Genomic DNA, 23,734 nt, shown 5'->3' on the forward strand with positions numbered 1-23,734 from the left:
GGGCGTATTGCGCTCCGTAAACACGGTCGTACATCCAGCCGGTAGCCTGATTCCTTGCATTGAGTGATGTACGGAGTTTATAGAGCAATGAAATTACCGATTTATCTCGACTACTCCGCAACCACGCCGGTGGACCCGCGTGTTGCCGAGAAAATGATGCAGTTTATGACGATGGACGGAACCTTTGGTAACCCTGCCTCCCGTTCTCACCGTTTCGGCTGGCAGGCTGAAGAAGCCGTAGATATCGCCCGTAATCAGATTGCCGAGCTGGTCGGCGCTGACCCGCGTGAAATCGTCTTTACCTCTGGTGCAACCGAATCTGACAACCTGGCGATCAAAGGTGCAGCCAACTTTTATCAGAAAAAAGGCAAGCACATCATCACCAGCAAAACCGAACACAAAGCGGTACTGGACACCTGTCGTCAGCTGGAGCGCGAAGGTTTTGAAGTCACTTACCTGGCACCGCAGCGTAACGGCATTATCGACCTGAAAGAACTCGAAGCGGCGATGCGTGACGACACCATCCTCGTTTCCATCATGCACGTAAATAACGAAATCGGCGTGGTGCAGGATATCGCGGCTATCGGCGAAATGTGCCGTGCTCGTGGCATTATCTATCACGTTGATGCAACCCAGAGCGTGGGCAAACTGCCTATCGACCTGAGCCAGTTGAAAGTTGACCTGATGTCTTTCTCCGGCCACAAAATCTATGGCCCGAAAGGTATCGGTGCGCTGTATGTGCGTCGTAAACCGCGCGTACGCATTGAAGCTCAAATGCACGGCGGCGGTCACGAGCGCGGTATGCGTTCCGGTACTCTGCCTGTTCACCAGATCGTCGGTATGGGCGAAGCCTATCGCATCGCAAAAGAAGAGATGGCGACCGAGATGGAACGTCTGCGCGGTCTGCGTAACCGTCTGTGGAACGGCATCAAAGATATCGAAGAAGTTTACCTGAACGGTGACCTGGAACACGGTGCGCCGAACATTCTCAACGTCAGCTTTAACTACGTTGAAGGTGAGTCGCTGATTATGGCGCTGAAAGACCTCGCGGTTTCTTCAGGTTCCGCCTGTACGTCGGCAAGCCTCGAACCGTCCTACGTGCTGCGCGCGCTGGGGCTGAACGACGAGCTGGCACATAGCTCTATCCGTTTCTCTTTAGGTCGTTTTACTACTGAAGAAGAGATCGACTACACCATCGAGTTAGTTCGTAAATCCATCGGTCGTCTGCGTGACCTTTCTCCGCTGTGGGAAATGTACAAGCAGGGCGTGGATCTGAACAGCATCGAATGGGCTCATCATTAATCGGTATCGGAATCAGGAGAATTTATAATGGCTTACAGCGAAAAAGTTATCGACCATTACGAGAATCCGCGTAACGTGGGTTCTTTTGACAACAACGACGAGAACGTGGGCAGCGGCATGGTGGGTGCACCGGCCTGTGGCGACGTGATGAAGTTGCAGATTAAAGTCAACGATGAAGGTATCATTGAAGACGCGCGTTTTAAAACTTACGGCTGCGGTTCCGCTATCGCTTCCAGCTCCCTGGTGACCGAATGGGTGAAAGGGAAATCTCTGGACGAAGCACAGGCGATCAAAAACACCGATATTGCTGAAGAACTTGAACTGCCGCCGGTGAAAATTCACTGTTCTATTCTGGCAGAAGACGCGATCAAAGCCGCCATTGCGGACTATAAAAGCAAACGTGAAGCAAAATAAGAGTTGAGGTTTGGTTATGTCGATTACACTGAGCGACAGTGCAGCAGCGCGAGTAAATACCTTTCTGGCTAACCGTGGTAAAGGGTTTGGCCTGCGTCTGGGCGTGAGAACCTCCGGGTGTTCAGGTATGGCTTATGTACTGGAATTTGTTGACGAACCGACGCCGGAAGACATCGTGTTTGAAGACAAAGGCGTGAAAGTCGTGGTCGATGGAAAAAGCCTGCAATTTCTGGACGGTACGCAACTGGACTTCGTAAAAGAAGGCCTGAACGAAGGGTTTAAATTCACCAACCCGAACGTCAAAGATGAGTGTGGTTGCGGCGAAAGCTTCCACGTTTGATGCGCATACCGATAACCCCACCGTGGTCGCCTGCGCGTGGGGTTTGTTTTACCTGATTCGCCGTTATCGCGGCGGATCGCAGCCCTGAGAATGTTATGGATTACTTCACCCTCTTTGGCTTGCCTGCTCGTTATCAACTCGATACCCAGGCACTGAGCCTGCGTTTTCAGGATCTACAACGTCAGTATCATCCTGATAAATTCGCCAGCGGAAGCCAGGCGGAACAACTCGCCGCCGTACAGCAATCCGCAACCATTAACCAGGCATGGCAAACGCTGCGTCATCCATTGATGCGGGCAGAATACCTGCTTTCGTTGCACGGTTTTGATCTCGCCAGCGAGCAGCATACTGTTCGTGATACCGCGTTCCTGATGGAACAGCTGGAGCTGCGCGAAGAACTGGACGAGATCGAACAGGCGAAAGATGAAGCGCGGCTGGAAAGCTTTATCAAACGCGTTAAAAAGATGTTTGATACCCGTCACCAGTTGATGGTTGAACAGTTAGACAACGAGACGTGGGACGCGGCGGCGGATACCGTGCGTAAGCTGCGTTTTCTCGATAAACTGCGAAGCAGTGCCGAACAACTCGAAGAAAAACTGCTCGATTTTTAATTTCTGGAAGCTAAACATGGCCTTATTACAAATTAGTGAACCTGGTTTGAGTGCTGCGCCGCATCAGCGTCGTCTGGCGGCCGGTATCGACCTGGGCACAACCAACTCGCTGGTGGCGACAGTACGCAGCGGTCAGGCCGAAACGTTAGCCGACCATGAAGGCCGTCACCTGCTGCCGTCTGTTGTTCACTATCAACAGCAAGGGCATTCGGTGGGTTATGACGCACGTACTAACGCTGCGCTTGATACCGCCAACACCATTAGTTCTGTTAAACGCCTGATGGGGCGCTCGCTGGCTGATATCCAACAACGCTATCCGCATCTGCCTTATCAATTCCAGGCCAGCGAAAACGGCCTGCCAATGATTGAAACGGCGGCGGGGCTGCTGAACCCGGTGCGCGTTTCTGCGGACATCCTCAAAGCACTGGCGGCCCGGGCAACTGAAGCTCTGGCCGGCGAGCTGGATGGTGTGGTTATCACCGTTCCGGCGTACTTTGACGATGCCCAGCGTCAGGGCACCAAAGATGCGGCGCGCCTGGCTGGCCTGCACGTCCTGCGCTTGCTCAACGAACCGACCGCTGCGGCTATCGCCTACGGGCTGGATTCCGGTCAGGAAGGCGTGATTGCCGTTTATGACCTTGGTGGCGGGACTTTTGATATATCCATTCTGCGCTTAAGTCGCGGCGTGTTTGAAGTGCTGGCGACCGGCGGTGATTCCGCGCTCGGCGGCGATGATTTCGACCATCTGCTGGCGGATTACATTCGCGAGCAGGCGGGCATTCCTGACCGTAGCGATAACCGTGTTCAGCGTGAACTGCTGGATGCCGCCATTGCAGCCAAAATCGCGCTGAGCGATGCGGACTCTGTGACCGTTAACGTCGCGGGCTGGCAGGGCGAAATCAGCCGTGAACAATTCAACGAACTGATCGCACCGTTGGTAAAACGTACCTTGTTGGCCTGTCGTCGTGCGTTGAAAGACGCGGGCGTAGAGGCTGATGAAGTCCTGGAAGTGGTGATGGTTGGCGGTTCTACCCGTGTGCCGCTGGTGCGTGAACGGGTGGGCGAATTTTTCGGTCGTCCGCCGCTGACCTCTATCGACCCGGATAAAGTCGTGGCTATTGGTGCGGCGATTCAGGCGGATATTCTGGTGGGTAACAAGCCGGACAGTGAAATGCTGCTGCTTGATGTGATCCCGCTGTCGCTGGGCCTCGAAACCATGGGCGGCCTGGTGGAGAAAGTGATCCCGCGTAATACCACGATTCCGGTGGCTCGTGCCCAGGATTTCACCACTTTCAAAGATGGCCAGACAGCGATGTCTATCCATGTTATGCAGGGTGAGCGTGAACTGGTGCAGGACTGCCGTTCGCTGGCGCGTTTTGCGCTGCGTGGTATCCCGGCGTTACCAGCTGGCGGCGCGCATATTCGCGTGACTTTCCAGGTCGATGCCGACGGTCTTTTGAGCGTGACGGCGATGGAAAAATCGACCGGCGTTGAGGCGTCTATTCAGGTCAAACCTTCTTATGGTCTGACCGACAGCGAAATCGCCTCAATGATTAAAGACTCAATGAGCTATGCCGAGCAGGACGTAAAGGCTCGTATGCTGGCAGAACAAAAAGTAGAAGCAGCGCGCGTACTGGAAAGCCTGAACGGTGCGCTGGCTGCTGATGCCGCGCTGTTAAGCGCCGCAGAGCGTCAGGTTATCGACGATGCTGCCGCTCATCTGAGTGAAGTGGCGCAGGGCGATGACGTTGATGCCATCGAACAAGCGATTAAAAACGTAGACAAACAAACCCAGGATTTCGCCGCTCGCCGCATGGACCAGTCGGTTCGTCGTGCGCTGAAAGGCCATTCCGTGGACGAGGTTTAATATGCCAAAGATTGTTATTTTGCCTCATCAGGATCTCTGCCCTGATGGCGCTGTTCTGGAAGCTAATAGCGGTGAAACCATTCTTGATGCTGCGTTGCGTAACGGTATCGAGATTGAACACGCCTGTGAAAAATCATGTGCCTGCACCACCTGCCACTGCATCGTGCGTGAAGGTTTTGACTCGCTGCCGGAAAGCTCAGAGCAGGAAGACGACATGCTGGACAAAGCCTGGGGGCTGGAGCCGGAAAGCCGTTTAAGCTGCCAGGCGCGCGTCACTGACGAAGATTTAGTGGTCGAAATTCCGCGTTACACTATCAACCATGCGCGTGAGCATTAACAGAGGTTAGTATGGGACTTAAGTGGACCGATAGCCGCGAAATTGGCGAAGCACTGTACGATGCGTATCCCGATCTCGACCCGAAAACGGTTCGATTCACCGATATGCATCAGTGGATTTGCGATCTGGAAGATTTCGACGACGACCCGCAGGCATCTAACGAAAAAATCCTCGAAGCGATTTTGTTAGTCTGGCTGGACGAAGCTGAGTGAATAAACGGGCTGCCTGGGGGTGGCCCGTTTTGCTGTTAAACAAATAAGGATAACTAAAATGACAGAAGCGATGAAAATTACCCTCTCGACCCAGCCTGCCGACGCGCGCTGGGGAGAAAAAGCGACTTACAGCATTAATAATGATGGCATTACCCTGCATTTGAACGGGGCGGACGATCTGGGGCTGATCCAGCGTGCGGCGCGCAAGATTGACGGTCTGGGTATCAAACATGTTCAGTTAAGCGGTGAAGGCTGGGATGCTGATCGTTGCTGGGCATTCTGGCAAGGTTACAAAGCCCCGAAAGGCACGCGTAAAGTGGAGTGGCCGGATCTGGACGATGCTCAACGCCAGGAGCTGGATAACCGCCTGATGATCATCGACTGGGTGCGTGACACCATCAACGCACCGGCGGAAGAACTGGGGCCATCGCAACTGGCACAGCGTGCTGTTGATCTGATCAGTAACGTCGCGGGCGATCGTGTGACTTACCGGATCACCAAAGGCGAAGACCTGCGTGAGCAAGGCTATATGGGGCTGCACACCGTCGGGCGCGGTTCAGAACGTTCTCCAGTATTGCTGTCGCTGGATTACAACCCAACTGGCGATAAAGAAGCGCCGGTGTACGCGTGCCTGGTAGGCAAAGGCATCACCTTTGATTCCGGCGGCTACAGCATCAAACAGACCGCGTTTATGGATTCAATGAAGTCCGATATGGGCGGTGCGGCAACGGTTACTGGGGCGCTGGCATTTGCCATCACTCGCGGTCTGAACAAGCGCGTGAAGCTGTTCCTCTGCTGTGCGGATAACCTGATCAGCGGCAACGCGTTCAAGCTGGGCGATATCATCACCTATCGCAACGGTAAAAAAGTCGAAGTGATGAACACCGATGCGGAAGGGCGCCTGGTGCTGGCAGATGGCCTGATTGACGCCAGTGCGCAGAAACCAGAACTGATTATTGATGCCGCGACCCTCACCGGGGCGGCGAAAACCGCGCTGGGTAATGATTATCACGCGCTGTTTAGTTTTGACGATGCGCTGGCAGGGCGTTTGCTGGCGAGTGCCGCGCAGGAGAACGAACCATTCTGGCGTCTGCCGCTGGCAGAGTTCCACCGCAGCCAGTTGCCGTCAAACTTTGCTGAACTCAATAATACCGGTAGCGCGGCGTATCCGGCAGGTGCAAGCACGGCGGCGGGCTTCCTGTCGCACTTTGTTGAGAACTATCAGCAAGGCTGGTTGCATATAGATTGTTCGGCGACTTACCGTAAAGCGCCGGTTGAACAGTGGTCTGCGGGCGCAACGGGACTGGGTGTGCGCACGATTGCTAATCTGTTAACGGCGTAATCGTTTATACCGGATGCGGCATAAACGCCTTATCTAGCCTACAAAGTATTGCAAATTCAACAAATTGCGATTCCCTTGTAGGCCTGATAAGCGTAGCGCATCAGGCACTTCCGCCCCGAACGTTGAATGAATTGTGGTTCTTATGTCCGAAACAAAAAACGAACTTGAAGACCTGCTGGAAAAAGCAGCAACCGAACCGGCTCATCGTCCGGCTTTTTTCCGTACTCTATTGGAATCCACCGTCTGGGTGCCAGGTACAGCGGCGCAGGGCGAGGCTGTGGTTGAAGATAGCGCGCTTGATTTACAGCATTGGGAAAAAGAAGACGGCACCAGCGTCATTCCTTTTTTCACCTCGTTAGAAGCACTTCAACAGGCGGTTGACGGCGAACAGGCATTTGTCGTAATGCCCGTTCGCACGCTGTTTGAGATGACCCTTGGTGAAACACTCTTCCTTAATGCCAAACTGTCTACCGGTAAAGAATTTATGCCGCGTGAAATCAGTTTGCTGATCGGTGAAGAGGGTAATCCGCTGAGCAGTCAGGAAGTACTGGAAGGCGGCGAATCGCTGATATTATCGGAAGTCGCAGAGCCGCCAGCACAAATGATTGATTCACTCACTACCTTATTTAAAACTATTAAGCCGGTGAAACGTGCTTTTATTTGTTCAATTAAAGAGAGCGAAGAGGCACAGCCTAATCTGCTTATTGGCATTGAAGCCGATGGTGATATCGAAGAAATTATTCAGGCGGCGGGAAGTGTAGCGACCGATACATTACCTGGCGATGAACCTATTGATATTTGCCAGGTGAAAAAAGGGGAAAAAGGAATTAGCCACTTTATTACCGAACATATTGCGCCATTCTATGAACGTCGCTGGGGTGGCTTTTTGCGTGATTTTAAACAGAATCGGATAATCTAAAATATGCCGCCCAAAAGGGCGGCATTCGGGCTTACTTGCTGCTCTGAAGGATGTTAGCCACCAGTAAATAATTACCAGAGAGACTCCGGTTATTATTTACTTCGGAAAACAGCGCACCAGAAACAATAAGTACGATACAAAAGCACCGTATCTTCATTGTGCGGTCCATGCGAAGACCGCATCACGACAGCACCACTGGCGATATTGCCGCGATAGCAAGCACTGTGGGGTACCTGCATTTACGGTCATGGAACATCCTTTCCTAAAGCCAGCGCCCGTTTGCGAGACGGCGAAAAGGGCCGTCAAGAATAATACTCTCATGTTTGAATAATTACTCTATTTATTATCTTGACATAGCCAGGCATAAAAGAGAGTATTTCAACACTGTGGGGTGCCTGCGTTGCTCCGGCAACACAAGTCAACCAGCTGGAAAGGCCGCGAACCAGACCAGCAACAAAAAACCGCCAAATTCGGCGGTTTTTTGTTGCCTGTAAAAAGCTTATTTCACTGGTTCGACCGGTAAATCTGCTCGCGCGCCCCATTCACTCCATGCGCCGTCGTACAGTTTCACGTTTGGCACATCCAGCGTAGCAAGTGCCAGCAACACAACGGCGGCCGTTACACCAGAGCCACAGCTGACAATAATCGGTTTGTCATAGCTGATACCGTAACCAAAAAATATCGCATCGAGTTCATCTGTCGTTTTCAGTTCACCTTCACGCACCAGTTCTGTCCACGGAACATTCAGCGCACCAGGAATATGCCCGCGACGTAAACCAGGGCGAGGTTCATCAATTTCAGCGTTAAAACGCGCAGCCGGACGGGCATCAATAATTTGTGCCGTTTTTTCATGGCTTGCCAGCAATACATCGGTTACTTTCACCACGGCTTCCGGGTTAAAGGCGGTGTTAAACTCTCCTTCTGGCAGTTCCACTTCGCCTTCTTCTAACAGTAGGTCATCACGCTGCCAGCCTGCCAGTCCACCGCCAAGAATCGACACTTTCTCTACGCCAAAGGTGCGCAGCATCCACCATGCTCGCGGGGCTGAGAAAAGATTACCTTCGTCATAGACAATCAGATGTTTGTCCTGATTAACGCCCAGTTCACGCATCGCTACGGCGAACGTTTCCGGGCGCGGCAGCATGTGCGGAAGCGGGGAGGTGTGATCGGAAAGAGCTTCGATATCGAAAAATACTGCGCCGGGGATATGCCCATTGAGATACTCCTGGGCAACGTTACGATCTTCCTGTCCGGGCGGTGCCATGCGGGCATCAATAATCTGAATTTCAGGATCATCAATATGTTCGGCGAGCCAGTCGGCTCCTACAAACCATGTCGTGGACATAGGCATCTCCATTTTTGCCGGGGTAGGCTAAATTGTCGGACGTTTAGTGAAAAGCGACAAGCAAAAGAGGCTGATTTGGCTGCCTGAGCCACATTTATCACCAAAATTCAGATTCTGTGGACGTGATACTGAATTACATAACGCTAATTCTCACGCATAATAATTATTCGACGTTGCTAACGGGCCATTGTGGCAGGGATGATAAATGAAAAAGTTACGCATAGCCGCCTGCATGTTAATGCTGGCGCTGGCAGGGTGCGACAACAACGATAACGCGCCAACAGCGGTGAAAAAAGATACCCCTTCTGAAGCTGCTAAAGGTACATCTTCAGAAAACGCGAGTTCAGCAAAACTCTCTGCGCCGGAGAGGCAAAAGCTGGCACAACAGAGTGCCGGTAAGGCACTGACATTGCTTGATCTCTCTGAGGTTCAACTCGATGGTGCAGCCACGCTGGTGCTGACTTTCTCCATCCCCCTCGACCCGGATCAGGATTTCTCGCGTGTTATTCATGTCGTCGATAAAAAGAGCGGTAAAGTGGATGGTGCCTGGGAGCTGTCAGATAATCTTAAAGAGTTGCGTTTACGCCACCTCGAACCTAAACGTGATTTGATCGTGACTATTGGGCAGGAAATGAAGGCGCTCAATAACGCAACCTTAAGTAAAGATTACGAAAAAACGATCACCACCCGCGATATTCAACCCAGCGTCGGTTTTGCCAGCCGTGGTTCGCTGCTGCCTGGAAAAGTCGTTGAAGGACTGCCGGTAATGGCGCTCAACGTTAACAATGTCGATGTTAACTTCTTCCGTGTTAAACCCGAATCTCTGCCAGCATTCATTAGCCAATGGGAATACCGCAATTCGCTGGCGAACTGGCAATCTGACAAATTGCTGCAGATGGCGGATCTAGTCTACACCGGACGTTTTGATCTCAATCCCGCGCGTAATACCCGTGAAAAATTATTGCTACCGCTGGGTGATATCAAACCGCTTCAGCAGGCGGGCGTGTATCTGGCTGTGATGAATCAGGCTGGACGTTACGATTACAGTAATCCCGCGACTCTGTTTACATTAAGTGATATCGGCGTATCGGCTCACCGTTATCACAATCGTCTGGATATCTTTACCCAAAGCCTGGAAAACGGTGCGGCTCAGCAAGGAATTGAAGTCTCGTTATTAAATGAGAAAGGGCAGACTCTGACTCAGGCGACCAGTGATGCACAGGGTCATGTACAGCTGGAAAACGATAAAAACGCGGCATTACTGCTGGCACGTAAAGATGGTCAGACAACGCTGCTCGATTTAAAACTTCCGGCGCTGGACTTAGCGGAATTTAACATTGCTGGTGCACCGGGTTATAGCAAACAGTTCTTTATGTTTGGCCCGCGCGATCTTTATCGCCCGGGTGAAACAGTCATCCTCAATGGCTTACTGCGTGATGCAGACGGTAAAGCATTGCCCGATCAACCCATCAAGTTAGACGTGATTAAACCTGACGGGCAGGTACTGCGTAGTGTCGTTAGTCAGCCGGAGAATGGCCTCTATCACTTTACCTGGCAACTGGATAGCAGTGCGGCAACCGGCATGTGGCATATTCGCGCTGACACTGGCGATAACCAGTATCGGATGTGGGATTTCCACGTCGAAGATTTTATGCCAGAGCGCATGGCGTTGAACCTGACCGGCGAGAAAATCCCGTTAACGCCGAAAGATGAGGTGAAATTCTCCGTGGTGGGTTACTACCTGTACGGTGCGCCTGCTAACGGTAATACTTTGCAGGGGCAGCTTTTCCTGCGCCCTCTGCGTGAAGCGGTTTCTGCATTACCCGGTTTCGAATTTGGCGATATAGCTGCCGAAAACCTTTCCCGCACGCTGGATGAAGTTCAGTTGACGCTGGATGATAAAGGGCGCGGCGAGGTTTCTACAGAAAGCCAGTGGAAGGAAACGCATTCCCCATTGCAGGTTATTCTCCAGGGCAGTTTGCTGGAATCTGGCGGTCGCCCGGTGACGCGCCGTGCCGAACAGGCTATCTGGCCTGCCGATGCGCTCCCGGGGATCCGCCCGCAGTTCGCCTTGAAATCGGTTTACGATTACCGTACTGACACGACTGTAAAACAACCCATTGTTGATGAAGGCAGCAATGCCGCTTTTGATATCGTTTATAGCGATGCGCAGGGCGTGAAAAAAGCCGTTTCGGGCTTGCAGGTGCGTCTGATTCGCGAACGTCGAGATTACTACTGGAACTGGTCAGAAGATGAAGGCTGGCAGTCACAGTTTGATCAAAAAGATCTGATCGAAAATGAACAAACGCTGGATCTTCAAGCGGATGAAACTGGTAAGGTAAGTTTTCCGGTAGAGTGGGGCGCTTATCGTCTGGAAGTCAAAGCGCCGAATGACGCGGTTAGTAGCGTGCGTTTCTGGGCTGGCTATAGCTGGCAGGACAACAGCGACGGTAGCGGTGCGGTACGTCCGGATCGCGTCACGATGAAACTGGATAAAGCCAGTTATCGTCCTGGCGATACCATTAAGTTGCACATTGCCGCGCCAACGGCGGGTAAAGGCTACGCGATGGTCGAGTCCAGTGAAGGGCCGCTGTGGTGGCAAGAGATTGATGTTCCGGCACAAGGGCTGGATCTGACGATTCCGGTCGATAAAACCTGGAATCGGCACGACCTCTATTTAAGTACGCTGGTGGTGCGTCCTGGCGATAAATCTCGCTCTGCGACGCCAAAACGCGCGGTTGGCGTGTTGCATTTGCCGCTTGGCGATGAAAACCGTCGTCTCGATCTGGCGCTGGAAACACCGGCAAAAATGCGCCCCAATCAGCCATTAACTGTGAAAATCAAAGCCAGCAATAAAAATGGTGATATGCCAAAACAGGTGAATGTGCTGGTGTCTGCCGTTGATAGCGGTGTGCTGAATATTACTGATTACGTTACGCCAGATCCGTGGCAGGCGTTCTTCGGTCAGAAACGCTATGGCGCAGACATATACGATATTTACGGTCAGGTCATTGAAGGACAGGGACGCCTGGCAGCACTGCGTTTTGGTGGCGATGGTGATGAACTGAAACGAGGTGGTAAGCCACCGGTCAATCACGTCAATATTGTCGCGCAACAGGCACAGCCGGTAACGCTCAACGAACAGGGCGAAGGTACGGTTACACTGCCGATTGGCGATTTTAACGGTGAATTGCGCGTCATGGCGCAAGCCTGGACGGCAGATGACTTCGGCAGCAACGAAAGCAAAGTGATTGTTGCTGCACCCGTGATAGCCGAACTGAACATGCCGCGCTTTATGGCGAGTGGCGACACTTCGCGTCTGACGCTGGATATCACTAATCTTACTGATAAACCGCAAAAACTGAACGTTGCCCTGACTGCCAGCGGTTTGGTTGAACTGGTAAGCGATTCACCCGCATCTGTTGAATTAGCGCCAGGCGTGCGAACCACGCTGTTTATCCCGGTGCGAGCATTGCCGGGTTATGGCGATGGTGAAATTCAGGCGACTATCAGTGGCCTGAATTTGCCAGGAGAAACCGTTGCCGATCAGCATAAGCAGTGGAAAATTGGCGTCCGTCCGGCATTCCCGGCACAAACAGTCAATTATGGTACGGTGTTGCAGCCTGGTGAAACATGGGCGATTCCGGCTGGCGGACTGCAAAACTTCTCGCCTGTTACACTGGAAGGGCAATTGTTGTTGAGCGGCAAGCCACCGCTGAACATCGCACGTTATATCAAAGAGTTAAAAGCATATCCGTACGGCTGTCTGGAGCAAACCACTAGCGGCCTGTTCCCGTCGCTCTATACCAATGCAGCCCAGCTACAGACGTTGGGCATCAAAGGCGACAGTGATGATAAACGCCGTGCGGCAGTTGATATTGGTATTTCCCGCTTGCTGCAAATGCAACGCGATAATGGCGGTTTTGCGCTATGGGATAAATACAGCGACGAAGAGTACTGGCTGACGGCCTATGTGATGGATTTCCTGGTTCGCGCAGGTGAGCAGGGTTACAGCGTGCCGACAGAAGCCATTAACCGGGGGAATGAGCGTCTGCTGCGCTATTTACAAGATCCGGGCATGATGTCGATCCCGTATGCCGATAATCTCAAAGCCAGTAAATTCGCCGTACAGTCTTACGCTGCGCTGGTACTGGCTCGTCAGCAAAAGGCACCGCTGGGTGCACTGCGTGAAATCTGGGAGCGTCGTGCAGATGCCGCTTCTGGTTTACCGCTACTGCAACTTGGCATTGCGCTGAAAACCATGGGTGATGCGACGCGGAGTGTAGACGCAATTGCGCTGGCGCTGAAAACGCCGCGTAATAATGATGAGCGGATATGGCTTGGCGATTACGGTAGCCCACTGCGCGACAACGCGTTGATGCTTTCCTTACTGGAAGAGAACAAACTGTTGCCAGATGAGCAGAACACCTTGCTGAATACACTTTCGCAGCAGGCGTTTGGTGAACGCTGGCTATCAACTCAGGAAAGTAATGCGTTGTTCCTGGCTGCCCGTTCGATTCAGGATTTACCGGGTAAATGGCAGGCACAAACCTCTTTCTCCGCCGAGCCGCTGACTGGCGAGAAAGCGCAAAACAGCAATCTGAATAGCGATCAACTGGCAACTTTGCAGGTAACTAACAGTGGCACCCAGCCGTTATGGCTGCGTGTGGATGCCAGCGGTTATCCGCAATCCGCACCTTTACCTGTGAGTAATGTGCTGCAAATCGAGCGTCATATTCTTGGTACTGACGGTAAGAGCAAATCGCTGGATTCGTTACGTAGCGGCGATCTGGTACTGGTCTGGTTGCAGGTAAAAGCCAATAACAGCGTGCCAGATGCGCTGGTAGTTGATTTGCTGCCAGCGGGTCTGGAACTGGAAAACCAGAACCTGGCTAACGGCAGCGCCAGTCTGGAGCAAAGTGGTAGCGAAGTGCAAAACCTGCTTAATCAAATGCAGCAGGCGAGCATTAAGCACATTGAGTTTCGTGACGATCGCTTTGTGGCGGCGGTTGCCGTTGATGAATACCAGCCGGTTACGCTGGTATATCTGGCGCGGGCGGTGACGCCGGGAACGTATCAGGTGCCGCAGCCGATGGTGGAATCGATGTATGTTCCTCAATGGCGGGCGACCGGCGCGGCTGAAGATCTGCTGATTGTCAGACCGTAAATGCTTCGTCTGTTAAGTAAACGCGGCTGCTGGATAACGCTGGCAGCTGCGCCCTTTATTATCATTCTGGCGGCGTGGGGAGCAGATAAACTCTGGCCTCTGCCGCTGCATGAAGTCAATCCCGCACGTGTGGTCGTGGCGCAGGATGGAACGCCGCTCTGGCGCTTCGCCGATGCTGACGGTATTTGGCGTTATCCAGTGACTATCGAAGATGTTTCTCCGCGTTACCTTGAGGCACTGATCAATTATGAAGATCGCTGGTTCTGGAAGCATCCGGGCGTAAACCCGTTCTCGGTGATGCGCGCCGCCTGGCAAGATCTCACTTCTGGTCGGGTTATCTCCGGCGGCAGCACGCTCACCATGCAGGTTGCTCGTCTGCTTGATCCTCACCCCAAAACGTTTGGCGGTAAAATTCGCCAGCTCTGGCGCGCGTTGCAGCTGGAGTGGCATCTGTCTAAACGTGACATTCTGACCCTGTATCTTAATCGCGCCCCGTTTGGTGGCACGTTGCAGGGGATTGGTGCGGCAAGCTGGGCTTATCTTGGAAAATCGCCCGCGAATTTAAGCTATTCCGAGGCAGCAATGCTGGCAGTGTTACCGCAAGCACCCAGCCGTCTTCGTCCGGATCGCTGGCCGGAGCGTGCCGAGGCTGCGCGTAATAAAGTGCTCGAACGGATGGCGGTGCAAGGAGTGTGGTCCCGCGAGCAGGTAAAAGAGTCAAGCGAAGAACCCGTCTGGCTGGCGCCCCGACAAATGCCGCAACTGGCACCGCTGTTTTCACGGATGATGCTCAGTAAAAGTAAAAGCGACAAAATTGTTACTACGCTGGATGCCGGTTTTCAGCGGCGTCTGGAAGAACTGGCGCAAAATTGGAAAGGACGATTGCCACCGCGCAGTTCACTCGCGATGATCGTGATTGATCATACCGATATGCGTGTTCGCGGCTGGGTGGGATCGGTCGATCTCAACGATGATTCACGCTTTGGTCATGTTGATATGGTCAATGCGATCCGATCGCCAGGATCGGTGCTCAAACCCTTTGTTTATGGTCTGGCGCTGGATGAGGGATTGATCCATCCGGCATCGCTGTTGCAAGACGTCCCACGACGCACCGGTGATTACCGGCCTGGAAACTTTGACAGCGGTTTTCATGGCCCGATCAGCATGAGTGAGGCGCTGGTACGCTCGCTGAACTTACCTGCTGTGCAGGTGCTGGAAGCCTATGGCCCGAAACGGTTTGCGGCAAAATTACGCAATGTTGGGTTGCCGTTGTATCTGCCCAATGGTGCTGTGCCGAATCTTTCGCTCATTCTCGGCGGTGCTGGCGCAAAACTGGAGGATATGGCGGCAGCGTACACCGCTTTTGCCCGCCACGGTAAGGCAGGCAAATTGCGCTTACAGCCTGACGATCCGCTGCTTGAACGCCCCTTAATGTCGCCGGGTTCTGCGTGGATCATCCGCCGGATCATGGCTGATGAAGCGCAGCCCTTGCCGGACGGTGCCTTGCCGCGCGTCGTCCCCCTGGCGTGGAAAACGGGCACCAGCTACGGCTATCGTGATGCCTGGGCGATAGGTGTAAACGCTCGCTATGTGATTGGCATCTGGACTGGCAGACCGGACGGCACGCCCGTTGTCGGTCAGTTTGGGTTTGCCAGTGCCGTACCGTTGTTGAATCAGGTTAATAATATTTTGTTGTCGCGCAGTGCAAATCTGCCGGAAGATCCGCGCCCGAACTCAGTCACTCGTGGCGTTATCTGCTGGCCTGGCGGGCAGTCTTTACCAGAAGGTGACAGTAACTGTCGCCGTCGTCTGGCAACCTGGTTATTGGATGGAAGCCAGCCGCCAACCCTGTTACTGCCAGAGCAAGAAGGGATTAATGGCATCCGTTTTCCCATCTGGCTGGATGAAAATGGCAAACGCGTCGCCGCCGATTGCCCACAGGCGCGACAAGAAATGATGAATGTCTGGCCACTACCGCTGGAACCCTGGTTGCCTGCATCAGAACGCCGTGCCGCACGCTTGCCAGCCGCCTCGACAATTTGCCCACCGTACGGTCACGACGCTCAGCTCCCGCTGCAATTGACTGGCGTTCGTGATGGCACCATTATCAAGCGTTTACCTGGTGCGGCGGAAGCGACTTTGCCGGTGCAATCCAACGGTGGTGCCGGAGAACGCTGGTGGTTTCTGAATGGCGAACCGTTAGCTGAACGCGGGCGTAGTGTGACTCTGCATTTAACGGAAAAAGGTGATTATCAATTGCTGGTAATGGATGAAGTGGGGCAGGTAGCGACAGTGAAATTTGTTATGCAATAGTCTGTTTCCACCATGTTTGTTGCTTAAACTAGGTTTATTTTAAAAAAATGTTACCTTCATCAATAGTCAACGGCTCTGTTGCTCATTATAATCCGCGCCATCTCGTACGCTGGTACAGACAACAACAGAATAATTTACAGAGGTAAAAATGGCTATTGAACGTACTTTTTCCATCATCAAACCGAACGCGGTAGCAAAAAACGTCATTGGTAATATCTTTGCGCGCTTTGAAGCTGCAGGGTTCAAAATTGTCGGCACCAAAATGCTGCACCTGACCGTTGAGCAGGCTCGTGGCTTTTATGCTGAACACGATGGGAAACCGTTCTTTGATGGTCTGGTTGAGTTCATGACCTCTGGTCCGATCGTCGTTTCCGTGCTGGAAGGTGAAAATGCCGTTCAGCGTCACCGCGATCTGCTGGGCGCGACCAACCCGGCGAACGCTCTGGCGGGAACTCTGCGCGCAGACTACGCAGACAGCCTGACCGAAAACGGCACCCACGGTTCTGATTCCGTAGAATCTGCCGCTCGCGAAATTGCCTACTTCTTCGGCGAAGGCGAAGTGTGCCCGCGCACCCGTTAATAATTTCGTAAATGCCGCGTGCAAACGTGGCATCCGTGCGCCAGAATTTGTACAATGCAGCGCCCCCGGACGAGCAGCCGCTCACCGGGGCGTTTCTTTTTTCAACCCTCCAGGGGCCATAACGTGTAATAACGAGGCCGGAATAGCATATGTCTGAACAATTAGTCACACCTGAAAACGTCACCACGAAAGATGGAAAAATTAACCTGCTGGATCTCAACCGTCAGCAGATGCGGGAGTTTTTTAAAGATTTAGGTGAAAAACCCTTCCGCGCCGATCAGGTGATGAAGTGGATGTATCACTATTGCTGCGACAACTTTGATGAGATGACCGACATCAACAAAGTGTTGCGTGGCAAACTGAAAGAGGTGGCGGAAATCCGCGCACCGGAAGTGGTTGAAGAACAGCGTTCATCCGACGGCACCATCAAATGGGCGATTGCTGTTGGCGATCAGCGTGTCGAAACGGTGTATATCCCGGAAGACGACCGCGCCACGCTTTGTGTCTCCTCGCAGGTAGGTTGTGCGCTGGAGTGTAAATTCTGTTCCACTGCCCAGCAGGGTTTTAACCGTAATCTGCGGGTGTCGGAAATTATCGGTCAGGTGTGGCGTGCGGCGAAAATCGTCGGCGCAGCAAAAATCACCGGTCAGCGTCCGATCACTAACGTAGTGATGATGGGCATGGGCGAGCCGTTGCTCAACCTGAACAACGTCGTTCCGGCGATGGAAATCATGCTCGATGATTTCGGTTTTGGTCTGTCTAAACGTCGCGTGACGCTTTCCACTTCCGGTGTGGTTCCGGCGCTGGATAAACTGGGCGATATGATTGACGTTGCGCTGGCAATTTCCCTGCACGCGCCGAACGACGAAATTCGTGACGAAATTGTACCAATCAACAAAAAGTACAATATCGAAACGTTCCTTGCTGCAGTGCGCCGTTATCTGGAGAAATCCAATGCTAATCAGGGGCGCGTCACTATCGAGTACGTGATGCTTGACCACGTTAACGATGGCACTGAACACGCGCACCAACTGGCGGAGCTGCTGAAAGATACACCGTGTAAGATTAACCTGATCCCATGGAACCCGTTCCCGGGCGCGCCGTATGGTCGTAGTTCGAACAGCCGTATCGACCGCTTCTCAAAAGTGCTGATGAGCTACGGTTTCACCACCATTGTGCGTAAAACTCGTGGTGATGATATCGATGCCGCCTGTGGTCAGTTAGCGGGAGATGTCATCGACCGTACTAAACGTACTCTGCGTAAACGGATGCAGGGTGAAGCCATCGATATTAAAACGGTCTGATAGTTATTACGCCATGGTTACTTTATGTACCGTGGCGTAATGTTTTATGAATGTAGCATTAAGTTGCAATTGTCTGATCAATATTAACGGTGCGTTTTTGCTGACTTTAAGGCAGTATGTAACGATGCAACAGTAAGTTAGCTTTGATTCATGTGGGCTTTGTCACGAGCACACAGACAGTCTTATACTGTATGATAAAGGTTAACTTTACGGATGTTTCGCGGTGTGGGTGGGCGTGATGGTTCACCGGCATCCCAATTCTCTTTTAAACGTACCTGCAGCGAATGAATACTGAAGCCACGCACGACCAAAATGAAGCACTTACCACCGGCGCTCGCTTGCGTAATGCCCGTGAACAACTTGGACTTAGCCAGCAAGCCGTTGCCGAACGACTTTGTTTGAAGGTTTCCACGGTACGCGATATTGAAGAAGATAAGGCACCCGCCGATCTTGCTTCAACATTCTTGCGCGGGTATATCCGCTCTTATGCGCGTCTGGTCCATATTCCGGAAGAAGAACTGCTGCCGGGACTGGAAAAGCAGGCTCCACTGCGAGCCGCAAAAGTTGCGCCAATGCAGAGTTTTTCCCTCGGCAAACGCCGCAAAAAACGCGATGGCTGGTTGATGACTTTCACCTGGCTGGTGCTGTTTGTGGTGATTGGCCTGAGCGGCGCCTGGTGGTGGCAGGATCACAAAGCCCAGCAGGAAGAAATTAGCACCATGGCTGATCAATCCACTGCGGAGCTGAATAATAACCAGAGCCAGAGTGTACCGTTAGATACGTCTGCTACCGAAACCCAGACGACTACATCGCCTGCGGCTGTAGATACCACTGCCACGAACACGCAAACGCCAGCCGTGACGACGCCAGCCCCCGCTGTAGCGCCACAGCAAGACGCGGTTGTTCCTCCTTCACAGGCAAATGTTGATATCGCGGCTACTACTACACCAGCGGCGCCAGTTGCAACAACAACGCCAGATGGCGCTGCGCCGTTGCCAATTGATCAGGCTGGCGTGACCACTCCAGCGGCTGATCCTAATGCGCTGGTGATGAACTTTACTGCTGATTGCTGGCTGGAAGTCACCGATTCTACTGGCAAAAAACTGTTCAGTGGGATGCAGCGTAAAGGCGGTAATTTGAATTTAAGCGGTCAGGCACCGTATAAACTGAAAATTGGTGCACCAGCCGCAGTACAGATCCAGTATCAAGGGAAACCTGTCGATCTGAGTCGTTTTATCAGAACTAACCAGGTTGCGCGTCTGACCCTCAATGCCGAACAATCACCGGCGCAGTAACAGACGGGTAACGCGGGAGATTTTTCATGCATAACCAGGCTCCAATTCAACGTAGAAAATCAACACGTATTTACGTTGGGAATGTGCCGATTGGCGATGGTGCTCCCATCGCCGTACAGTCCATGACCAATACGCGTACGACAGACGTCGAAGCAACGGTCAATCAAATTAAGGCGCTGGAACGTGTCGGCGCTGATATCGTTCGCGTCTCTGTACCGACGATGGATGCGGCAGAAGCGTTCAAGCTCATCAAGCAGCAGGTTAACGTGCCGCTGGTGGCCGATATCCACTTCGACTATCGCATTGCACTGAAAGTAGCGGAATACGGCGTTGACTGTCTGCGCATTAACCCTGGCAATATTGGTAATGAAGAACGCATTCGCATGGTGGTTGACTGTGCGCGCGATAAAAACATTCCGATTCGTATTGGTGTTAACGCCGGATCGCTGGAAAAAGATCTGCAAGAAAAGTATGGCGAACCGACGCCGCAGGCGTTGCTGGAATCTGCCATGCGCCATGTTGATCATCTCGATCGTCTGAACTTTGATCAGTTCAAGGTCAGTGTGAAAGCATCTGACGTTTTCCTCGCGGTTGAGTCTTATCGTCTGCTGGCAAAACAGATCGATCAGCCGTTGCACCTGGGGATCACCGAAGCCGGTGGCGCACGCAGCGGGGCGGTGAAATCGGCCATTGGTTTAGGTCTGCTGTTGTCGGAAGGCATTGGCGACACGCTGCGCGTCTCGCTGGCGGCTGATCCGGTCGAAGAGATCAAAGTCGGTTTTGATATTTTGAAATCGCTGCGTATTCGTTCGCGCGGCATCAACTTCATCGCCTGCCCGACCTGCTCACGTCAGGAATTTGACGTTATCGGTACGGTTAACGCGCTGGAGCAACGTCTGGAAGATATCATCACCCCGATGGACGTTTCGATTATTGGCTGCGTGGTGAATGGCCCAGGCGAGGCGCTGGTTTCTACGCTTGGCGTTACGGGCGGCAACAAGAAAAGCGGCCTCTATGAAGATGGCGTGCGCAAAGACCGTCTGGACAATAACGACATGATCGATCAGCTGGAAGCACGCATTCGTGCGAAAGCCAGCCAACTGGACGAAGCGCGTCGAATTGACGTTCAGCAGGTTGAAAAATAATAACGTGATGGGAAGCGCCTCGCTTCCCGTGTATGATTGAACCCGCATGGCTCCCGAAATATTGAGGGAAGCGTTGAGGGTTCATTTTTATATTCAGAAAGAGAATAAACGTGGCAAAAAACATTCAAGCCATTCGCGGCATGAACGATTACCTGCCTGGCGAAACAGCCATCTGGCAGCGCATTGAAGGCACACTGAAAAACGTGCTCGGCAGCTACGGTTACAGTGAAATCCGCTTGCCGATTGTAGAGCAGACCCCGCTATTCAAACGTGCGATTGGTGAAGTCACCGACGTGGTTGAAAAAGAGATGTACACCTTTGAGGATCGCAATGGCGACAGCCTGACTCTGCGTCCTGAAGGGACGGCGGGCTGTGTACGCGCCGGCATCGAGCATGGTCTTCTGTACAATCAGGAACAGCGTCTGTGGTATATCGGGCCAATGTTCCGTCACGAGCGTCCGCAGAAAGGACGTTATCGTCAGTTCCATCAGTTGGGCTGCGAAGTTTTCGGTCTGCAAGGCCCGGATATCGATGCCGAACTGATTATGCTCACCGCCCGCTGGTGGCGTGCGCTGGGTATCTCTGAGCACGTTACTCTCGAACTGAACTCTATTGGTTCGCTGGAAGCTCGCGCCAATTACCGCGATGCGCTGGTTGCGTTCCTTGAACAGCATAAAGAAAAGCTGGACGAAGACTGTAAACGTCGTATGTACACCAACCCGTTGCGCGTGCTGGATTCTAAAAATCCGGAAGTGCAGGCGTTACTCAACGACGCTCCGGCGTTGGGCGATTATCTGGATGAAGAGTCTCGCGAGCATTTTGCCGGTCTGTGCAAACTGCTTGAGAGCGCAGGCATTGCCTATACCGTAAACCAGCGTCTGGTGCGTGGTCTGGATTACTACAACCGTACCGTTTTCGAGTGGGTGACTAACAGCCTCGGTTCTCAGGGCACAGTGTGCGCAGGCGGTCGTTATGACGGTCTGGTGGAACAACTGGGCGGTCGCGCCACACCGGCAGTCGGTTTTGCGATGGGCCTGGAACGTCTGGTGTTGTTAGTTCAGGCAGTTAACCCGGAATTTAAAGCCGATCCCGTTGTCGATATATACCTGGTGGCTTCGGGTACTGATACACAATCTGCGGCTATGGCATTAGCTGAGCGTCTGCGTGATGAATTACCTGGCGTGAAACTGATGACCAACCACGGCGGCGGCAACTTTAAGAAACAGTTTGCCCGCGCTGATAAATGGGGTGCCTGCGTTGCTGTGGTGCTGGGTGAGTCTGAAGTGGCTAATGGCACGGCAGTAGTGAAGGATTTGCGCTCTGGTGAGCAAACGGCAGTTGCGCAGGATAGCGTAGCCGCGCATTTGCACACGTTACTGGGTTAAGGAAGGAGAAGGACAGCGTGGAAATTTACGAGAACGAAAACGACCAGGTTGAAGCGGTTAAACGCTTTTTTGCTGAAAATGGCAAAGCACTGGCTGTTGGGGTGATTTTAGGCGTTGGCGCACTGATTGGCTGGCGCTACTGGAACAGCCATCAGGTTGAGTCCGCACGCTCCGCTTCTCTTGCCTATCAAAATGCGGTTACCGCAGTTAGCGAAGGCAAACCGGACAGCATCCCAGCGGCAGAAAAATTTGCTGCTGAAAATAAAAATACTTACGGCGCGCTGGCTTCTTTGGAACTTGCGCAGCAATTTGTTGACAAAAATGAACTAGAGAAAGCCGCCGCTCAATTGCAACAAGGGTTGGCGGACACGAGCGATGAAAATCTCAAAGCCGTGATAAATCTGCGTCTTGCCCGAGTTCAGGTGCAGCTCAAGCAGACTGATGCTGCGCTGAAAACCCTTGATACCATAAAAGGTGAAGGGTGGGCTGCCATTGTTGCCGACTTGCGTGGTGAAGCATTACTGAGCAAAGGTGATAAGCAAGGTGCGCGTAGTGCATGGGAAGCAGGCGTGAAAAGCGATGTGACCCCGGCACTGAGTGAAATGATGCAGATGAAAATTAATAATTTGTCCATCTGAGAGGGACCCGATGCAATTGCGTAAATTACTGCTGCCAGGAGTGCTTTCCGTTACCCTTTTAAGCGGCTGTTCGCTGTTTAACAGTGAAGAAGATGTGGTCAAGATGTCCCCATTGCCGACCGTTGAAAACCAGTTTACGCCGACCACGGCGTGGAGCACTTCCGTTGGTAGCGGCATTGGTAACTTCTACTCTAATCTTCATCCGGCACTGGCGGATAACGTTGTCTATGCAGCCGATCGCGCTGGTTTGGTAAAGGCGATGAATGCGGATGACGGTAAAGAAATCTGGTCTGTCAGCCTGGCTGAGAAAGATGGCTGGTTATCTAAAGAGCCGGCATTACTTTCTGGCGGTGTGACCGTCGCAGGTGGCCATGTCTATATTGGCAGCGAAAAAGCGCAGGTTTACGCGCTGAACACCAGCGATGGTACTGTGGCATGGCAAACCAAAGTAGCGGGTGAAGCACTTTCTCGCCCGGTGGTCAGCGACGGTCTGGTGTTAATTCACACCAGCAACGGTCAGCTGCAGGCGCTGAACGAAGCTGACGGCGCTGTTAAATGGACTGTTAACCTTGATATGCCTTCGCTTTCTCTGCGTGGCGAGTCTGCGCCAGCAACTGCATTTGGTGCGGCAGTCGTCGGTGGCGATAATGGTCGCGTCAGTGCTGTGTTGATGCAGCAGGGACAGATGATTTGGCAGCAGCGTATCTCCCAGGCGACCGGTTCAACCGAAATTGACCGTCTGAGCGATGTTGATACTACGCCAGTGGTTGTGAACGGTGTTGTTTTCGCGCTGGCCTATAATGGTAACCTGACGGCGCTTGATTTGCGCAGTGGTCAGATTATGTGGAAACGCGAACTGGGTTCGGTGAATGATTTCATTGTCGACGGTAACCGTATCTATCTGGTTGATCAAAATGACCGGGTAATGGCGTTGACCATCGATGGTGGCGTGACGCTGTGGACACAAAGCGATCTGCTGCACCGCCTGCTGACTTCTCCGGTGCTGTATAATGGCAACCTGGTGGTGGGTGATAGCGAAGGTTATCTGCACTGGATTAATGTGGAAGATGGACGTTTCGTTGCCCAACAAAAAGTTGATAGCTCCGGTTTCCAGACTGACCCGGTTGCCGCTGATGGCAAACTGCTGATCCAGGCAAAAGACGGGACCGTGTACTCCATTACACGTTAATCGTCTCTGTCGTTCACTTTGAAAACGGC

At 52.7% G+C, this 23,734-nt stretch carries 20 protein-coding genes; 18 read left to right on the forward strand and 2 right to left on the reverse strand.

Features of this window, described 5'->3' with window-relative positions:
- The first annotated feature begins 87 nt into the window (after nucleotides 1–87).
- The 9 genes from iscS to sseB all read left to right on the forward strand — a co-directional run bounded on the left by iscS (nucleotide 88) and on the right by sseB (nucleotide 7,344).
- Entirely contained in the window at nucleotides 88–1,302 is a 1,215-nt protein-coding gene (gene iscS / locus HEM79_RS12590; RefSeq protein ID WP_001316526.1) for a cysteine desulfurase, read from the forward strand.
- A 27-nt stretch (nucleotides 1,303–1,329) separates the two neighbouring features.
- A complete protein-coding gene (iscU, locus tag HEM79_RS12595) occupies nucleotides 1,330–1,716 on the forward strand; it encodes a Fe-S cluster assembly scaffold IscU (RefSeq protein WP_000331707.1) in 387 nt (128 codons plus the stop codon).
- Between the two features lie 16 nt (nucleotides 1,717–1,732).
- Nucleotides 1,733–2,056: an iron-sulfur cluster assembly protein IscA gene (gene iscA, locus HEM79_RS12600; protein WP_000028953.1), complete on the forward strand. Its 324-nt coding sequence runs from the start codon at nucleotides 1,733–1,735 to the stop codon at nucleotides 2,054–2,056.
- Nucleotides 2,057–2,151: 95 nt separating this feature from the next.
- Nucleotides 2,152–2,667, forward strand: coding sequence for a co-chaperone HscB (gene hscB, locus HEM79_RS12605; protein ID WP_000384413.1), 516 nt, complete (start codon nucleotides 2,152–2,154; stop codon nucleotides 2,665–2,667).
- Nucleotides 2,668–2,683: 16 nt separating this feature from the next.
- Nucleotides 2,684–4,534 carry a Fe-S protein assembly chaperone HscA gene (hscA, locus tag HEM79_RS12610; protein ID WP_001196619.1) on the forward strand — a complete coding sequence of 617 codons (1,851 nt, stop codon included), beginning with the start codon at nucleotides 2,684–2,686 and terminating at the stop codon, nucleotides 4,532–4,534.
- A gap of 1 nt (nucleotide 4,535) precedes the next feature.
- Nucleotides 4,536–4,871 carry an ISC system 2Fe-2S type ferredoxin gene (gene fdx, locus HEM79_RS12615; protein ID WP_001124469.1) on the forward strand — a complete coding sequence of 112 codons (336 nt, stop codon included), beginning with the start codon at nucleotides 4,536–4,538 and terminating at the stop codon, nucleotides 4,869–4,871.
- Nucleotides 4,872–4,882: 11 nt separating this feature from the next.
- Complete coding sequence (gene iscX, locus HEM79_RS12620; protein WP_000523616.1) at nucleotides 4,883–5,083, forward strand: Fe-S cluster assembly protein IscX; 201 nt, start codon at nucleotides 4,883–4,885, stop codon at nucleotides 5,081–5,083.
- A 58-nt stretch (nucleotides 5,084–5,141) separates the two neighbouring features.
- The gene (gene pepB, locus HEM79_RS12625; RefSeq protein ID WP_021551224.1) at nucleotides 5,142–6,425 is read left to right on the forward strand and encodes an aminopeptidase PepB; all 1,284 of its coding nucleotides are present in this window, start codon (nucleotides 5,142–5,144) and stop codon (nucleotides 6,423–6,425) included.
- A 142-nt stretch (nucleotides 6,426–6,567) separates the two neighbouring features.
- Nucleotides 6,568–7,344, forward strand: a complete 777-nt coding sequence (gene sseB, locus HEM79_RS12630; RefSeq protein ID WP_176241423.1) for an enhanced serine sensitivity protein SseB — start codon at nucleotides 6,568–6,570, stop codon at nucleotides 7,342–7,344.
- A gap of 31 nt (nucleotides 7,345–7,375) precedes the next feature.
- On the opposite strand, the gene timP is transcribed toward sseB, so the two are convergent.
- Nucleotides 7,376–7,501, reverse strand: a complete 126-nt coding sequence (gene timP / locus HEM79_RS22645) for a small toxic inner membrane protein TimP (RefSeq protein WP_286178580.1) — start codon at nucleotides 7,499–7,501, stop codon at nucleotides 7,376–7,378.
- Nucleotides 7,502–7,843: 342 nt separating this feature from the next.
- Nucleotides 7,844–8,689 (reverse strand): 3-mercaptopyruvate sulfurtransferase, encoded by an 846-nt coding sequence (gene sseA, locus HEM79_RS12635; RefSeq protein ID WP_000108603.1) that lies wholly within the window; start codon nucleotides 8,687–8,689, stop codon nucleotides 7,844–7,846.
- Nucleotides 8,690–8,894: 205 nt separating this feature from the next.
- Here sseA and yfhM point away from each other — a divergent pair, with 205 nt between their 5' ends.
- The 9 genes from yfhM to bamB all read left to right on the forward strand — a co-directional run bounded on the left by yfhM (nucleotide 8,895) and on the right by bamB (nucleotide 23,705).
- Nucleotides 8,895–13,856 carry an alpha2-macroglobulin gene (yfhM, locus tag HEM79_RS12640; protein ID WP_176241422.1) on the forward strand — a complete coding sequence of 1,654 codons (4,962 nt, stop codon included), beginning with the start codon at nucleotides 8,895–8,897 and terminating at the stop codon, nucleotides 13,854–13,856.
- Entirely contained in the window at nucleotides 13,857–16,169 is a 2,313-nt protein-coding gene (pbpC, locus tag HEM79_RS12645) for a peptidoglycan glycosyltransferase PbpC (RefSeq protein WP_176241421.1), read from the forward strand. It begins immediately after the preceding gene.
- A gap of 148 nt (nucleotides 16,170–16,317) precedes the next feature.
- Entirely contained in the window at nucleotides 16,318–16,749 is a 432-nt protein-coding gene (ndk, locus tag HEM79_RS12650; protein WP_000963837.1) for a nucleoside-diphosphate kinase, read from the forward strand.
- Nucleotides 16,750–16,898: 149 nt separating this feature from the next.
- Nucleotides 16,899–18,053 (forward strand): bifunctional tRNA (adenosine(37)-C2)-methyltransferase TrmG/ribosomal RNA large subunit methyltransferase RlmN, encoded by a 1,155-nt coding sequence (locus HEM79_RS12655; protein WP_000003311.1) that lies wholly within the window; start codon nucleotides 16,899–16,901, stop codon nucleotides 18,051–18,053.
- A gap of 284 nt (nucleotides 18,054–18,337) precedes the next feature.
- Nucleotides 18,338–19,348 (forward strand): cytoskeleton protein RodZ, encoded by a 1,011-nt coding sequence (rodZ, locus tag HEM79_RS12660; protein WP_021551220.1) that lies wholly within the window; start codon nucleotides 18,338–18,340, stop codon nucleotides 19,346–19,348.
- A gap of 26 nt (nucleotides 19,349–19,374) precedes the next feature.
- The gene (ispG, locus tag HEM79_RS12665; protein WP_000551807.1) at nucleotides 19,375–20,493 is read left to right on the forward strand and encodes a flavodoxin-dependent (E)-4-hydroxy-3-methylbut-2-enyl-diphosphate synthase; all 1,119 of its coding nucleotides are present in this window, start codon (nucleotides 19,375–19,377) and stop codon (nucleotides 20,491–20,493) included.
- 110 nt (nucleotides 20,494–20,603) lie between these two features.
- Nucleotides 20,604–21,878: a histidine--tRNA ligase gene (hisS, locus tag HEM79_RS12670; RefSeq protein ID WP_176241420.1), complete on the forward strand. Its 1,275-nt coding sequence runs from the start codon at nucleotides 20,604–20,606 to the stop codon at nucleotides 21,876–21,878.
- Between the two features lie 17 nt (nucleotides 21,879–21,895).
- Nucleotides 21,896–22,516 (forward strand): ancillary SecYEG translocon subunit YfgM, encoded by a 621-nt coding sequence (gene yfgM, locus HEM79_RS12675; RefSeq protein WP_000409213.1) that lies wholly within the window; start codon nucleotides 21,896–21,898, stop codon nucleotides 22,514–22,516.
- A gap of 10 nt (nucleotides 22,517–22,526) precedes the next feature.
- A complete protein-coding gene (gene bamB, locus HEM79_RS12680) occupies nucleotides 22,527–23,705 on the forward strand; it encodes an outer membrane protein assembly factor BamB (protein WP_001177079.1) in 1,179 nt (392 codons plus the stop codon).
- Nucleotides 23,706–23,734 lie beyond the last annotated feature (29 nt).

Origin of the sequence: Escherichia sp. 93.0816 (assembly GCF_013368855.2) — a bacterium.
Classification (GTDB): domain Bacteria; phylum Pseudomonadota; class Gammaproteobacteria; order Enterobacterales; family Enterobacteriaceae; genus Escherichia; species Escherichia ruysiae.

Excerpts from the sequence above, each read along its gene's own strand:
- iscS (WP_001316526.1), top strand. The coding sequence starts at position 88 with ATGAAATTACCGATTTATCTCGACTACTCCGCAACCACGCCGGTGGAC.
- iscU (WP_000331707.1), top strand. The coding sequence starts at position 1,330 with ATGGCTTACAGCGAAAAAGTTATCGACCATTACGAGAATCCGCGTAAC.
- iscA (WP_000028953.1), top strand. The coding sequence starts at position 1,733 with ATGTCGATTACACTGAGCGACAGTGCAGCAGCGCGAGTAAATACCTTT.
- hscB (WP_000384413.1), top strand. The coding sequence starts at position 2,152 with ATGGATTACTTCACCCTCTTTGGCTTGCCTGCTCGTTATCAACTCGAT.
- hscA (WP_001196619.1), top strand. The coding sequence starts at position 2,684 with ATGGCCTTATTACAAATTAGTGAACCTGGTTTGAGTGCTGCGCCGCAT.
- fdx (WP_001124469.1), top strand. The coding sequence starts at position 4,536 with ATGCCAAAGATTGTTATTTTGCCTCATCAGGATCTCTGCCCTGATGGC.
- iscX (WP_000523616.1), top strand. The coding sequence starts at position 4,883 with ATGGGACTTAAGTGGACCGATAGCCGCGAAATTGGCGAAGCACTGTAC.
- pepB (WP_021551224.1), top strand. The coding sequence starts at position 5,142 with ATGACAGAAGCGATGAAAATTACCCTCTCGACCCAGCCTGCCGACGCG.
- sseB (WP_176241423.1), top strand. The coding sequence starts at position 6,568 with ATGTCCGAAACAAAAAACGAACTTGAAGACCTGCTGGAAAAAGCAGCA.
- timP (WP_286178580.1), bottom strand. The coding sequence starts at position 7,501 with ATGAAGATACGGTGCTTTTGTATCGTACTTATTGTTTCTGGTGCGCTG.
- sseA (WP_000108603.1), bottom strand. The coding sequence starts at position 8,689 with ATGTCCACGACATGGTTTGTAGGAGCCGACTGGCTCGCCGAACATATT.
- yfhM (WP_176241422.1), top strand. The coding sequence starts at position 8,895 with ATGAAAAAGTTACGCATAGCCGCCTGCATGTTAATGCTGGCGCTGGCA.
- pbpC (WP_176241421.1), top strand. The coding sequence starts at position 13,857 with ATGCTTCGTCTGTTAAGTAAACGCGGCTGCTGGATAACGCTGGCAGCT.
- ndk (WP_000963837.1), top strand. The coding sequence starts at position 16,318 with ATGGCTATTGAACGTACTTTTTCCATCATCAAACCGAACGCGGTAGCA.
- HEM79_RS12655 (WP_000003311.1), top strand. The coding sequence starts at position 16,899 with ATGTCTGAACAATTAGTCACACCTGAAAACGTCACCACGAAAGATGGA.
- rodZ (WP_021551220.1), top strand. The coding sequence starts at position 18,338 with ATGAATACTGAAGCCACGCACGACCAAAATGAAGCACTTACCACCGGC.
- ispG (WP_000551807.1), top strand. The coding sequence starts at position 19,375 with ATGCATAACCAGGCTCCAATTCAACGTAGAAAATCAACACGTATTTAC.
- bamB (WP_001177079.1), top strand. The coding sequence starts at position 22,527 with ATGCAATTGCGTAAATTACTGCTGCCAGGAGTGCTTTCCGTTACCCTT.